Here is a 12476-nt window from a genome sequence, read left to right as displayed (position 1 = left end):
AACGTTTGGTGAACAGTTAATTCGTTGTTATTGGTAGTCTGCTAAACGTTTAAGACAACCAGGAGGGGACTGATCACTAAAAGGTTCGATATGAACGAATACGTTGCCAATATCTGGAAGATTCTGCATTAAGTAATCTTTTAAGGCATGGGCAATGTCATGGCCTTCCTTTACGCTTATATCTGGCGAAACGACCGCTTGCAAATCCACCAGATATTCCATTCCGATTTTCCGCACAAAACATTTATCTGTCGCCATTACACCAGCTACGTCAAGCGATTTTTTCCGAACGTCATCGACAATATCTTTGTGTAGATTTTCATCCATTATTTCGCCTAACGCGGGTCTAAATATTTTATAACAGTTGTATAAAATTAGGGCAGAAGCAAGCAAAGCGGCCCAATCATCGGCGTGTTCATATCCATCTCCGAGAAATAAGGCTATAGAGATACCAATAAAAGCGGCAACAGAAGTAATTGCGTCTGCACGATGATGCCAGGCTTCGGCCTTCAGCGTTGAACTATTTAACTCCTTTCCCTTGCGTGCAATAATTTGATAGGTTGTTTCTTTCCAGATAATAATAATCCCTAAAACAATCAAGGTCCAGGCTTTTGGTGGTTCGTGGGGGGTTCTTAAATTGATTATGCTTTGGTATGCGATAACGGTAGCAGATATAACCAGAAAGATAACCACTATGAAGGTAACTAGTGGTTCGATCCGGCCATGTCCATAGGGATGTGTCTCATCTGGGGGTCGTTTAGAATACCTTATACCCAATAATACGAGCATAGATGAAAAAATATCTGCGGTTGATTCTATGGCATCAGCAATTAAAGCAAAAGAATTCCCAAAAAAACCCGCAAGCCATTTTACAATCGCTAAAAGCAGATTCACTAAAATACTAAAGTAAGTCGTTTTAATTGCGTTATCTGCTTTTGATGACATTTCGCGTTTGGATTAAGATCAAAAGTAAGGAAAATGATGTAACTTAAGGATATAGATAAGGTTTAATTTTGTAAATACAGCATTCCATCCGGGTCTTGTAGTTTACAGTCTTATATTTGTAATAGAACTACAATAGCAACTGCGTATGAAACAATTTGAAGCTACTCTGGAAATTATTGGCATTAATCCATTTGTGTATGTGCCAGAAGAAATTCTATACTATATTTTTGAAAAAGCTGAAAAAGACAAAGGTCAATTGCCGATATGCGGCATGATCAATGGTGTTCCATATCAGCAGACACTCGTACGTTACGATGGGGATTGGCGATTATATATAAATACATCAATGCTCAAAAATTCTCCGAAAAGAATAGGCGAGCGCGTCACGATGACAATAGACTACGACACTTCTGACCGTAGCGTTGTCGCTCATCCCAAATGGATAGAAGCTTTGTCTAACAACCAAGAAGCACAGCATGCATTTGAAAAATTAAGTCCATCACTCCAAAAAGAGATTGTTCGTTATTTTACATTTCTTAAAACGGAAGAGAGTATAGACCGTAATATTGTACGGGCCATAAACTTTTTATTAGGCAAAGGGAGGTTCGTTGGAAGAGACCCAATACACCAAAAATAATATCTCCTATGCTCGTTTTTGACAAATATAAGAGATACTGGCAAAAGAAGAACTAGGGAAGTGGTTTGTCATCAAATATCTCTACCTGTTCAAATAAATTGCCTATTTCCTCATTCAAATCTGAATATCTTTCTATGAGCTCGTTCATGGCTTCAACGTATTTTCCTTCCTGCTGTTTTACGAAATGCAATGCTCCTTTAAAATCCTCTAGATCGCTATCAAAGGATACCATGTCCAGCGAACAGACTTGATAATTGCCAAATATTTTGTCAAACTGCGGAAAAGCAACTTCGTTCATCCACTGTTCATGCTGTACTCTGTCTATCTGAATAGGATAGGGGGACAGATTTTAAAATGTTAGTTTGCTGTTGTTCATATTGGGCTCGCAACAAGGGGAATTCGGTCAATAATTGCTGTTTGGACGCTCCGGATATGCCCAAAAATAGCGCCCAATGTTTTTCGGAAGGAAGCGTCAGACATTGATTATCGGTTGTTGATATAAACGAAAATAAAGTATCAGGTCCAGTGACTTTTCCGCTGGAGAATGTTGATTTTCCATGAAATTGAAAACCAAGCCACAGGATTTCCATGTCTTTTGTAGGTAAAGAGAGGCTTGTGATGGATTGTAGATGTCCTTTTGATTCGTAAAGAACAAAATCTTGTATGTCAAATTGAATGAGAAAAAGTTGTTCGGTTTGCTTTTGTTGTAAAGCTTGATGCAATATCGCAAGATGCATGCTTTTGAACGTATCTTTTGATATGGGTTTAGCCGATATGGTTTCTTTCCATAAATTGAAGATATTTTTCTGTGGCATTTTTTAAGCGATAATTTATGATACCGGAAGATACGATTTTTTTTGAAAAATAAACCGTACCAATAGTTATGTTAAATAAGATTTTACATTTTTATATGTAAAGAATTCGTATTTCAGTACGAATTCATGTTAACGTTTCAGTAAACGCCCAGAACGTTCATTTTGGCGTTCCTATTTTAGTCTTATAATTTATATTATGTTAAATAAAATTCTGTGACACACAAATCCCCTATAGACACAAAAAGAGATTCTACAAAGAATCTCTTTTTGTGTCTTATATTCGATAAGCCTTTATGCTACATCTTCTATCATTAATGCACCGACTGTGATATTTGTACGTGGATCAATGATAATGGCTCGCGAATTTTCAGCGTGCTCTTTATGCAAATCGAAAACCACTTCGTTAGCTGCTTTTACGAAAACCTTACCAATATCATTTAACTTAATTTCCGAGTCAAATAATTGCTCTTGGGTGTTGACATCGTATTTAAACAATACTTCTTGAATTTTAATTTTTGTGATATGTGTATGATTTTGCAGCAAATATACCTGATTGGTATCCAGTGGCTTGTTGTCAAACCACGAAATATTTGCTTCAAAATTACGCTCAGTTAATGCTGGATGTGCTGCGTTCACAATAAAATCTCCACGCGAAATATCGATATCATCTGCCAAATGAATAATAACGGATTTTCCGCTTTCGGCTGAATCGATGTGCTCCTGGTTAAATTCGATTGCTTTGACAGTAGTCCGTACACCACTTGGTAGTACCAATGCCTCTTCTCCTACTTTTAACCCTTCCCCTAACACGCGGCCTGCATATCCTCTATAGTCGTGTAAATCGTCTGTTTGCGGACGTATTACCCATTGTACCGGAAAACGCCACGCCTGTGATTTATCTTCCGGAAATTCAATATTTTCGAGATATTCTAAAAGAGAGGTACCCTCATACCAAGGCATTCTATCTGAAGCAGTAACAATATTATCGCCTTTTAAAGCTGATACGGGTATAAAATCGACATCTTCTAGATTTAGATTTTCAGCCAGTTTCAAATAGTCGGCTTTGATATTTTCATACACAGCTTGCTCAAAATCTACCATATCCATCTTATTGATACATACCAATACCTTTTTAAGGGACAGTAGTTTAGATAAGAACGAATGACGTTTGGTTTGTTCGATCACTCCTTTGCGTGCATCAACTAATATGATAATCAAATCAGAATTGGAAGCACCTGTCACCATATTACGTGTATACTGTATATGTCCGGGCGCATCTGCAATGATGAATTTGCGCTTTTCAGTTTGAAAATACTTATACGCTACATCAATTGTAATTCCTTGTTCACGTTCTGCTTTTAGACCGTCTGTTAGTATGGCTAAATCTACTGTTCCATCATTATTTTTGCGATTGGCTTTTTGGATAGCTTCTAATTGATCGTCTAAAATAGAATTCGTATCGTACAGCAAGCGGCCTATCAATGTGCTTTTACCATCGTCGACCGATCCTGCTGTTATAAATTTTAGTATATTCATTTTGTGAGATTTGAGATTTGAGATTTGAGATTTGAGAAACTTTGCCCAATACTACTTTCTCAATCTGTTTTTATATTTTACTATATGGACTGAAAAATCTAAGGTCTAACATCTGATATCTAATGTCTCATATCTATTTTAAAAATAACCCTGTTTTTTACGTTCCTCCATCGCTGCTTCAGAAACTTTATCATCCATGCGTGCTCCGCGTTCGCTCACGGTAGAGGCTTTTATTTCGGCTATGATATCATCCAATTCAATTGCTATTGAATCTACAGCTGCAGTGCAAGTCATATCTCCTACTGTTCTAAAACGCACTGATTTATGTTCTACTATATCTTCCTCGTCAATCTGTAGTGCGGCGGCGGCAGCCATCCATTGCCCATTGCGGAATACAACATCACGTTCATGACTGAAGTAGATTGAAGGAAGATCAATTTTTTCACGTTTGATATAATTCCATACATCCAGTTCGGTCCAGTTTGAAATAGGAAATACACGTACATTTTCTCCCTTGTGGATCTTACCGTTAAAGATGTTCCACAGTTCTGGACGTTGTCTTTTGGGGTCCCATTGACCAAACTCATCGCGTACCGAGAAAATACGTTCCTTTGCCCGAGCTTTTTCTTCGTCTCGACGCGCTCCGCCTATACAGGCATCAAAACCATATTTTTCAATGGTGTCTAGAAGGGTAACTGTTTGTAATGCATTACGACTCGCATTTTTACCTGTTTGTTCGACTGCCTTACCTTGATCTATACTGTCTTGTACCAATCCGACAATGAGCTTCTCTCCTGTCTGTTCAATTAGCCAATCACGGTATTCAATGGTTTCCGGAAAATTATGTCCGGTATCGATATGCACTAAAGGAAACGGAAATTTACCCGGTCTAAAGGCCTTTTTGGCCAAATGCACCAACGTGATAGAATCCTTACCTCCAGAAAACAACAATGCCGGGTTTTCAAATTGTCCAGCAACCTCACGTAATATGTAAATTGCTTCAGCCTCTAAATGATCTAAATAATCCATTCTCTCTCTTGTCTTTTCTTTATTTTGTCGTTACGTGTAAACCACACTCTTTTTTACTTTTATCTTCCCACCACCATCTTCCTGCACGGAAATCTTCACCTTTTTGCACTGCACGTGTACACGGTTGGCAACCTATACTTGGGAATCCCTTATCATGTAATGGATTGTAAGGGATAAAGTTGGCTTTCAAAAAGGATTCCACATCGGCCAGTGTCCAATGAAAAATCGGGTGAATCTTAATAATCTGATTGGCTTCATCCCATTCAACGATATCCATATCTTCGCGGTTTGCCGATTGTTCCGCCCGAATGCCGGTGATCCAGACCTTATAACCTTGGATAGCGCGCTGTAAAGGTTCAATTTTACGGATGAAGCAGCACTCCTTTCTATTTTCTACGGATTCATAAAAACTGGAAGGACCTTTTAGACTCACCAGCGATTCAACCGCTTGAGTGTTGGGGTAATATGCTTTTATGGGGAGTTTGTATTTCTCCAAAGTACGATTCCAAACATAATATGTTTCTGGAAATAGACGACCTGTTTCCAGTGTAAATATAGAAGCTGGAGACCCGGCTTCTGCAAGCATATGGGTAATCACTTGGTCCTCAATCCCAAAAGAAGTTGAAAATACGACTTCATTTTTAAACTTTTGGTCCACGTAGCGAATGACATCCATGGCGTTCAGCTCTTCGGTCTCGTTCTTAATTTGCGCTATCATTAGATGTATTAGTTAATAAATCTTTAGTATGTGCATTGAGCACTTTTATTTTTTCCTGAAAATCACCTTTGAGCGAATTCCGCATGGTCTGCATTAAGTCCAATGTTTGATCGATCTCTTCCGGTAATAAATCATTTAGAAATTCTTTTAAACGTTTGGCAATGGTTGGTGATTTTCCATTAGTAGAAATACCAATTTTTAAATTTCCTTTTTGTACAACTGATCCTAAATAAAAATCACAAAGACTGGGTTTATCTGCTACATTCAATAAAATATGATTTTGAGAAGCCAATTCGCGGACTTGATTGTTAAATTCTGGATTATTTGTTGCCAGAATAATTAGGTCTACCCGTTCCATATCGCGTAGTTCGAATGCACGCTGACTTAATCGAACATTTGTTTTATCTGCAATGAATCTCTCAAATTCCGGTATGATCTCTTTTGCCACCACGTGTATATTAGCTTTCGGGGAATTGCCAATTAAGGCTTCCAATTTTTCTAAACCTACTGGGCCAGCACCAACCACCAAGGTCTGGATTTGATCCAACTTAACATATATCGGGAAAAGCTCGTTCATTTACGCTTCGATATCTTGTAATTCAGATTTAATCGCTTCAAATCGTTGATGTTTTGCAACAACCTCTCCTAGCACAATGATGGCTGGGACGCCTAGAAGATTTTTATCTGCTTCTTCTAATATTGTATTTATTGTTCCTAATGCAATCCGTTCATTAACCAACGACCCGTTTTGGATAAGTGCTATTGGTAAGTCACCGCGACCATTTTCTTGATAAAGGGCAACTATTTGTTTTAATTTGGAGAACCCCATTAGGACTACGATAGTCGCAGCCGTTCTCACTGCAGTGTACAGATCATCCGACAGTCGCCCATCTGAAGTAGAACCAGTAATCACCCAAAAACTTTCACTAACGCCTCGATGGGTCAACGGGATTTGTTGCAACCCCGTTAAACCGATAGATGACGAAATACCCGGAATCACAGCAGTCGGGATACCGTACTGGTGGACAAATTCTAATTCTTCACCTCCCCGCCCGAAAACAAAGGGATCACCTCCTTTCAGTCGTACAACGTGTCCATGTGTCAAAGCATAGTCAACCAATAATTTATTGATTTGATCTTGCGATGTAGATAGTCGTTCCGCACGTTTTCCAACATATATTTTTGTGCAAGAGGGTTTGGCATAATCCAATAGCTCCGCATTTACTAGTGCATCGTATAATATAACATTTGCAGCTTTGATTGCTTTGATGCCTTTTAGGGTAATCAAATCTGCATCACCAGGCCCTGCACCTACTAACGTTACAAATGGTTTAATCTCTAACATCTCTTCTCTCCCTTCTTTTTTATTGATTTATCAAGCGTAGTTCATCTCTTCTCTCTGCTCCTTCTAAATAAAATGCAGTTGCCTGTAGCAGAAATGCTTCAGCAAATTCTTTGGAAGGTTCATATTTGTTGATCTGTAATACGCGTTCTGTAAATGTAGTGGGGAACGTAAATAGTCCTTCTTGTACATAGTGTTTGTCAAATTCGGCAATGACAGCTGCCTGCGTACTGGCGTTCACGCCTTTGTCTAATAGTAGAGCTTTTGCAGTCCAGACAAATGCACTATATGCATGATAGATCGCGTCGGCATACAATGCATCGCTTAATGCCTTTTTGGACCATTCGATCTTTTCTTCTACTTCAGAAAGTAAAGTTGCGACTAAATCGATGACGACACCCGCACATTCTCCTACACCTATAGCGGTTGCAAAAGTTTCTTCGTGCCCCCAATCTATGAACTCATCGGAAGTAAGATTGGTTAAATCGGCTAATGGTTTCAATAGACGATAAAAATAATCTTTTGTTTGTCTATCGTAATATGCGTGGAAGTTTTCGGCTTCCAGACGATTTGCCTTATAGTCTGTTAATACTACGTCGACAACTTGCAAAACACGTTTAGTAGGTACTTTGGTAACACGCTCTGCCACACGCCCTTTTCCATCTCCAACTGTACCTCCACCTAACATAACTTGAGCTGCTGGCACTACTTTTCCTTCTGCTTTTACAGAGCTGCCATGAAATCCAATGTGTGCCAGTCCGTGTTGGCCACAAGAATTCATGCATCCTGATATCTTTATTTTAAGATCTTGTTCGTATACAAATTCGGAATGAAATTCGTGGATATATTTTTCTATTACACGTGCCATTTCAGTCGAATTTGAAATGCCTAAGTTACAGGTATCTGTACCTGGGCAGGTGGTCACATCTGACGTGCTATTATATCCAGGTTTAGCATAGCCCAATTCGGTAAGCACATTGAAAATATGCGGTAAAGATTCTGCCCGTACGTATTTAAACAATAAGTTCTGATCTTGTGTGATACGGATATCATCAGCAATGTGATCACGGACTGCATTGATCAGGATGCGCGCTTTAGCAGTAGGAATATCACCTGTTAGTATTTTGATATAAACTCCATAATATCCGTGTTGTTTCTGTTCGAATACATTTGTCGTTCTCCATATTTCATATGCCAAGGCATCTACAGGAGCTACTTCGCTAACAGGCGTAGTAGGCGGTGCCGGTTGTTGGATTTTAGTGCGATCGATCTCCACAATTTGATTTTTGTTGGCGATCCTTTCTTCATCAATAAGACGGAGAACCTCACTTAATCCTAATTTTTGCACCAAGTATTTGAAACGAGCCTTATTTCGGTTGTTTCTTTCACCATACCGATCGAAAACACGTAATGTTGCCTCCATATAAGGTATAATTTGATCCTCTGGCAAAAAGTCATAGACTTCGGATGCGAGTATGGGTTGAGAACCAAGGCCGCCACCTATCATCACCTTAAAGCCTCTTACTTCCTGTCCGTCAACATGCTTTATCTTTGGAATAAAGCCAAAGTCGTGGATATAAGAGAAAGCAGTGTCCTGCTCGCTGGATGAGAAAGAAATCTTGAATTTCCGTCCCATATCTGCACAAATTGGATTTCTTAAGAAATACTCAAAGGTTTTTTGCGCATAAGGTGATACGTCGAATGGCTCATTCGGATCAATGCCCGCTGTCGGAGACGCAGTAACATTACGAACTGTATTACCACAAGCTTCACGAAGTGTGATATCATCTTCGGCAAGTCTAGCCCATAACTCAGGTGTACGATCCAAACTTACATAATGTATCTGTATATCTTGACGTGTCGTAAGATGGAGGTTCTTACTAGCGTATTCATCGGAAATATCCGATATTTTAAATAGTTGCTTGAAGGTAATCTTTCCAAAAGGAAGTTTGATGCGCACCATCTGAACTCCTGGCTGGCGCTGACCATATACCCCTCTAGCCAAACGCAAGGAGCGAAACTTTTCATCGGTAATAGTACCCTCTTGGTACGCCCTAATCTTTTTTTCTAATTCTATTATTTCCTGCTCTACTACCGGATTTTCTAGTTCTGTACGAAAGCTCTGCATATTCTTCTTCTCCCTAATTATAAAAGTTGTAACAAATATCGCTTGTAGATAAAACATTATCAACAATGATTCTGCAAATTTATAAAATAAATATCTATTAGTTACACAAAATCTATTGATTTAGTATATATTTTTTAATTGCAACCTACTTAACCGTTTGTACGATGTGCTCAGTACAGTTAAAATGTGTCCATTTAAATTATCGCCGCCCTTTCCAATTCGATTTCCATTTCCTGTTGCAATTTTATCGCTTCTTCCCTAGCCTTTTCTGCAAAGTCTGTACCGTTGGAAGCGTATATGATGCCTCTCGTACTGTTAACTAATAGGCCACAGTCTTTATTCATTCCGTATTGACAAACATCTTGAAGGGATCCTCCCTGTGCTCCGACGCCCGGCACCAATAAAAAATGATCTGGTGCGTGTTCCCTTATTTTAATAAATCCTTCTCCACGAGTCGCTCCAACCACATACATCAGATTATCTTTGCTGCCCCAACTATTCACCTTGTCAATAACCTCCTCAAAAAGCTGCTTTCCGTTTGAATTGGTAAAGTTTTGAAAATCCAGACTCCCTTCATTCGATGTGAGTGCAAGTACAATCGCCCATTTACCTTCAAAGTCTAAGAACGGTGTGACCGAATCTTTTCCCATGTAAGGTGCAATAGTAATCGAATCAAAGCTCATTCCAGATATGGATTGATCAAAAAACGCATTAGCATACATCTTGGAAGTATTACCAATATCGCCACGTTTTGCATCAGCAATACTTAAGCAGTTCTTCGGAAGTACTTCCCAGGTCTTTTGTAGGGAATTCCATCCTTTTACCCCATAGCTTTCGTAAAAAGCGATATTGGGTTTATAGGCTACACAAAGATCTTCCGTAGCTTCTATTATAGCCTTGTTAAAAGCATAGATGGGATCTTCTTCTGCTAAGAGGTGTTGAGGGATTCTGTTTATATCGGTATCAAGACCGACACATAGAAAACTTTTCTTCTGTTTGATCTGTTGAATCAGCTCAGTTCTTGTCATTCCAGTAATTATGAAGCGTTGTTGATTAAATTCGCAATAAATTCTTCTACCTCTTTAGTCGAATAGTCGTACATTCCCTCTTTACGCACGGCTATTTTACCTGTTTTATCAAGAATGACAGTGGTTGGAATTGAACCTCCTAGCCATGCAGAAGGGATTTCACTATTTGGATAGAAAATAGGTAAAGACAATTTTTGTTCAGACAGAAATTTTTTAGTTCCGTCCACATCATTTTCTATTTCGACAATTAAGAATACAATTTGGTCATTGTTTTCGAACTTTTTATAGAGTTTCTCGATAGATGGCATCTCTGCACGGCATGGTGGACACCATGTTGCCCAAAAATTGATGAATACTACCTTGCCTTTGAGATCTGCTGTATTGATAGGTTTATTATCACTATCCATAAAAGATGCCGAAACAGGCGTATATTCCGACACTTGCTCTTCTGTTACTGTAGGTGCCGTTTTTTCAACAGAAGTTTCTACATCTGGTTTGAAAAAGCCTAATCGGGTTAAGCCCTGTTTTATAAACGGACAACTGTTAGGCCAAAGTAGTACGACACATACTATAGTTAGTATAATAAAGATGAAAATACTGATTTTTTTTTTCTTCGTCATGTGCTGAGATTTAGCTGTCAAATTTTTCCAACTGCTTTAACAAAGTAGCAAAATCTTTTGGATATTGCGCTTCGAATGCATAATTTTTGCCGTCTATCGTAAATTCTACTGCCCTGGAGTGTAATGCAAAGCGCTTGATGATAGGCTGTTCGTCTTGGTCTTTAGAAAGGGTAAATCCCCTTTTTTTGATCTGCGACAAATAAACTGGTTTCCCTTTGTACATGGTATCTCCTACAATTGCGGCATGTTGTGTTGCTAAATGAATGCGAATCTGATGCATTCTGCCCGTTATAGGCTTACATTCCACCAGTGTGTAATTCTTAAAGTATTGTAAGGTGTTAAAGATAGTTACTGCTGCTTTACCATTCGCTCTGTCGATAGAAACATTTTTGTTTCCCTGATTTAGGATGGGTAGATCTACTTTTAAATCTTCGAAAGTATGCGTACCCCCGATAATCGCGTGGTATATTTTATTAACTCTTCTTTTTTCGAATTCTATACTTACTAAGCGGTACGTCTCCGGATTTTTTGCGATCAATAGGATGCCGGAAGTATCTTTGTCTAGTCGATGACACACCTGAGCGTCATCATGGTATTTTTTAGCCAATCGCAAGATGTTAATATCCCCTCCTTCCCTTTCATCCAAAGAGGCCACAAAAGGTGGCTTATTGATAACAATCAAATTGTCGTCCTCATGAATAATTAAATCTGCGAATTTGGGAAATTTAAATAAACGTTGTTCATTTTGAATCATAATACAAAACTACAAAATCAGGATGACTTTGTTAAATAAAGCTTTTTAGGAATTAAATCGGAAGTTTGTTTTTTAAATTCCTAATTTTGGGACGTAACAATGAAATTATGTCTGTAAATAAAGTGATAAAAAGGGTAACTACCTCTACAATTAAGGAAATGAAATTAAGAGGTGAAAAAATAAGTATGCTTACGGGGTATGATTATTCTATGGCACGTGCCCTGGATGACGCTGGATTGGATATAATTCTTGTGGGAGACTCAGCGGCTAATGTTTTTGCAGGTTACGACACCACCTTACCTATCACGTTAGATCATATGATATACCATGCATCAGCCGTTGCTAGAGCAGCTACCCGTGCAATGGTATTGGTAGATCTGCCTTTTGGTGAATATCAAGGATCAGTCGAAAATGCATATCATGCAGGCGTTAGAATGATGAAAGAATCTGGCGCGCACGCCCTGAAATTAGAGGGGGGGATAGAAATTATCGATAATATCAAAAAAATTATCCAAGCCGGAATCCCCGTCTGCGGACATCTGGGACTTACTCCTCAGGCAATTTATCAATTTGGGGATTTTGGTGTTCGAGCGAAAGAAGAAGCCGAAGCTGAAAAGTTGAAATCAGATGCTCTAGCATTGCAGGAAGCGGGCTGTTTCGCCGTTGTATTGGAAAAAATACCGTCAAAATTAGCAGAAGAGGTAACTAAATCCCTCAGAATTCCTACGATAGGTATCGGTGCAGGGAATGCATGTGACGGACAGGTGTTGGTAGTTAACGATATGTTGGGTTTGACGAAAGACTTTAAACCTAAGTTTTTGCGTCAGTATCTCCATCTATATGAAGAAATCACGAATGCAGCTGCACAGTATGTAGCAGATGTAAAGTCAGCAGACTATCCAAACGAGAAAGAACAATATTAAT

The 12476-nt window shown here is 38.8% G+C and carries 14 protein-coding genes; 2 read left to right on the top strand and 12 right to left on the bottom strand.

Annotated elements, in window-relative coordinates; all coding sequences use genetic code 11:
- Nucleotides 1-27 precede the first annotated feature (27 nt).
- Complete coding sequence (locus FAZ15_RS04125; protein ID WP_136900019.1) at nt 28-945, bottom strand: cation diffusion facilitator family transporter; 918 nt, start codon at nt 943-945, stop codon at nt 28-30.
- A 145-nt stretch (nt 946-1090) separates the two neighbouring features.
- Between FAZ15_RS04125 and FAZ15_RS04120 the strand changes: the two genes are divergently transcribed.
- Complete coding sequence (locus FAZ15_RS04120; RefSeq protein ID WP_136900018.1) at nt 1091-1582, top strand: YdeI/OmpD-associated family protein; 492 nt, start codon at nt 1091-1093, stop codon at nt 1580-1582.
- Between the two features lie 52 nt (nt 1583-1634).
- On the opposite strand, the gene FAZ15_RS04115 is transcribed toward FAZ15_RS04120, so the two are convergent.
- The 11 genes from FAZ15_RS04115 to FAZ15_RS04065 all read right to left on the bottom strand — a co-directional run bounded on the left by FAZ15_RS04115 (nt 1635) and on the right by FAZ15_RS04065 (nt 11552).
- The gene (locus FAZ15_RS04115) at nt 1635-1880 is read right to left on the bottom strand and encodes a hypothetical protein (protein ID WP_136900017.1); all 246 of its coding nucleotides are present in this window, start codon (nt 1878-1880) and stop codon (nt 1635-1637) included.
- A gap of 7 nt (nt 1881-1887) precedes the next feature.
- Nucleotides 1888-2397 (bottom strand): hypothetical protein, encoded by a 510-nt coding sequence (locus FAZ15_RS04110; RefSeq protein WP_136900016.1) that lies wholly within the window; start codon nt 2395-2397, stop codon nt 1888-1890.
- A 291-nt stretch (nt 2398-2688) separates the two neighbouring features.
- A complete protein-coding gene (locus tag FAZ15_RS04105) occupies nt 2689-3933 on the bottom strand; it encodes a sulfate adenylyltransferase subunit 1 (protein WP_136900015.1) in 1245 nt (414 codons plus the stop codon).
- Nucleotides 3934-4071: 138 nt separating this feature from the next.
- A complete protein-coding gene (cysD, locus tag FAZ15_RS04100) occupies nt 4072-4962 on the bottom strand; it encodes a sulfate adenylyltransferase subunit CysD (protein WP_136900014.1) in 891 nt (296 codons plus the stop codon).
- A gap of 19 nt (nt 4963-4981) precedes the next feature.
- Nucleotides 4982-5680 carry a phosphoadenylyl-sulfate reductase gene (locus FAZ15_RS04095; protein WP_136900013.1) on the bottom strand — a complete coding sequence of 233 codons (699 nt, stop codon included), beginning with the start codon at nt 5678-5680 and terminating at the stop codon, nt 4982-4984.
- Nucleotides 5664-6257 (bottom strand): precorrin-2 dehydrogenase/sirohydrochlorin ferrochelatase family protein, encoded by a 594-nt coding sequence (locus FAZ15_RS04090; RefSeq protein ID WP_136900012.1) that lies wholly within the window; start codon nt 6255-6257, stop codon nt 5664-5666. The genes FAZ15_RS04095 and FAZ15_RS04090 overlap by 17 nt, the downstream gene beginning before the upstream one ends.
- Nucleotides 6258-7025, bottom strand: a complete 768-nt coding sequence (cobA, locus tag FAZ15_RS04085) for a uroporphyrinogen-III C-methyltransferase (RefSeq protein WP_136900011.1) — start codon at nt 7023-7025, stop codon at nt 6258-6260.
- A gap of 19 nt (nt 7026-7044) precedes the next feature.
- Nucleotides 7045-9150 carry a HEPN domain-containing protein gene (locus tag FAZ15_RS04080; protein WP_136900116.1) on the bottom strand — a complete coding sequence of 702 codons (2106 nt, stop codon included), beginning with the start codon at nt 9148-9150 and terminating at the stop codon, nt 7045-7047.
- Nucleotides 9151-9344: 194 nt separating this feature from the next.
- Nucleotides 9345-10178: an orotidine-5'-phosphate decarboxylase gene (pyrF, locus tag FAZ15_RS04075; protein WP_136900010.1), complete on the bottom strand. Its 834-nt coding sequence runs from the start codon at nt 10176-10178 to the stop codon at nt 9345-9347.
- An 8-nt stretch (nt 10179-10186) separates the two neighbouring features.
- Nucleotides 10187-10798, bottom strand: a complete 612-nt coding sequence (locus FAZ15_RS04070; RefSeq protein ID WP_136900009.1) for a TlpA family protein disulfide reductase — start codon at nt 10796-10798, stop codon at nt 10187-10189.
- A gap of 10 nt (nt 10799-10808) precedes the next feature.
- Nucleotides 10809-11552 (bottom strand): RluA family pseudouridine synthase, encoded by a 744-nt coding sequence (locus FAZ15_RS04065; protein ID WP_136900008.1) that lies wholly within the window; start codon nt 11550-11552, stop codon nt 10809-10811.
- A 107-nt stretch (nt 11553-11659) separates the two neighbouring features.
- On the opposite strand from FAZ15_RS04065, the gene panB reads away from it, so the two are divergent.
- Complete coding sequence (panB, locus tag FAZ15_RS04060) at nt 11660-12475, top strand: 3-methyl-2-oxobutanoate hydroxymethyltransferase (RefSeq protein ID WP_136900007.1); 816 nt, start codon at nt 11660-11662, stop codon at nt 12473-12475.
- Nucleotide 12476 lies beyond the last annotated feature (1 nt).

Source organism: Sphingobacterium olei (genome assembly GCF_005048855.1).
Classification (GTDB): domain Bacteria; phylum Bacteroidota; class Bacteroidia; order Sphingobacteriales; family Sphingobacteriaceae; genus Sphingobacterium; species Sphingobacterium olei.
Note: the sequence above shows the minus strand (reverse complement) of the source record. Positions and strands in the feature narration are given on the sequence as shown.

Excerpts from the sequence above, each read along its gene's own strand:
- FAZ15_RS04115 (WP_136900017.1), bottom strand. The coding sequence starts at position 1,880 with ATGAACGAAGTTGCTTTTCCGCAGTTTGACAAAATATTTGGCAATTAT.
- pyrF (WP_136900010.1), bottom strand. The coding sequence starts at position 10,178 with ATGACAAGAACTGAGCTGATTCAACAGATCAAACAGAAGAAAAGTTTT.
- FAZ15_RS04080 (WP_136900116.1), bottom strand. The coding sequence starts at position 9,150 with ATGCAGAGCTTTCGTACAGAACTAGAAAATCCGGTAGTAGAGCAGGAA.
- cobA (WP_136900011.1), bottom strand. The coding sequence starts at position 7,025 with ATGTTAGAGATTAAACCATTTGTAACGTTAGTAGGTGCAGGGCCTGGT.
- FAZ15_RS04120 (WP_136900018.1), top strand. The coding sequence starts at position 1,091 with ATGAAACAATTTGAAGCTACTCTGGAAATTATTGGCATTAATCCATTT.
- FAZ15_RS04095 (WP_136900013.1), bottom strand. The coding sequence starts at position 5,680 with ATGATAGCGCAAATTAAGAACGAGACCGAAGAGCTGAACGCCATGGAT.
- FAZ15_RS04070 (WP_136900009.1), bottom strand. The coding sequence starts at position 10,798 with ATGACGAAGAAAAAAAAAATCAGTATTTTCATCTTTATTATACTAACT.
- FAZ15_RS04065 (WP_136900008.1), bottom strand. The coding sequence starts at position 11,552 with ATGATTCAAAATGAACAACGTTTATTTAAATTTCCCAAATTCGCAGAT.
- cysD (WP_136900014.1), bottom strand. The coding sequence starts at position 4,962 with ATGGATTATTTAGATCATTTAGAGGCTGAAGCAATTTACATATTACGT.
- panB (WP_136900007.1), top strand. The coding sequence starts at position 11,660 with ATGTCTGTAAATAAAGTGATAAAAAGGGTAACTACCTCTACAATTAAG.
- FAZ15_RS04125 (WP_136900019.1), bottom strand. The coding sequence starts at position 945 with ATGTCATCAAAAGCAGATAACGCAATTAAAACGACTTACTTTAGTATT.
- FAZ15_RS04110 (WP_136900016.1), bottom strand. The coding sequence starts at position 2,397 with ATGCCACAGAAAAATATCTTCAATTTATGGAAAGAAACCATATCGGCT.
- FAZ15_RS04090 (WP_136900012.1), bottom strand. The coding sequence starts at position 6,257 with ATGAACGAGCTTTTCCCGATATATGTTAAGTTGGATCAAATCCAGACC.
- FAZ15_RS04105 (WP_136900015.1), bottom strand. The coding sequence starts at position 3,933 with ATGAATATACTAAAATTTATAACAGCAGGATCGGTCGACGATGGTAAA.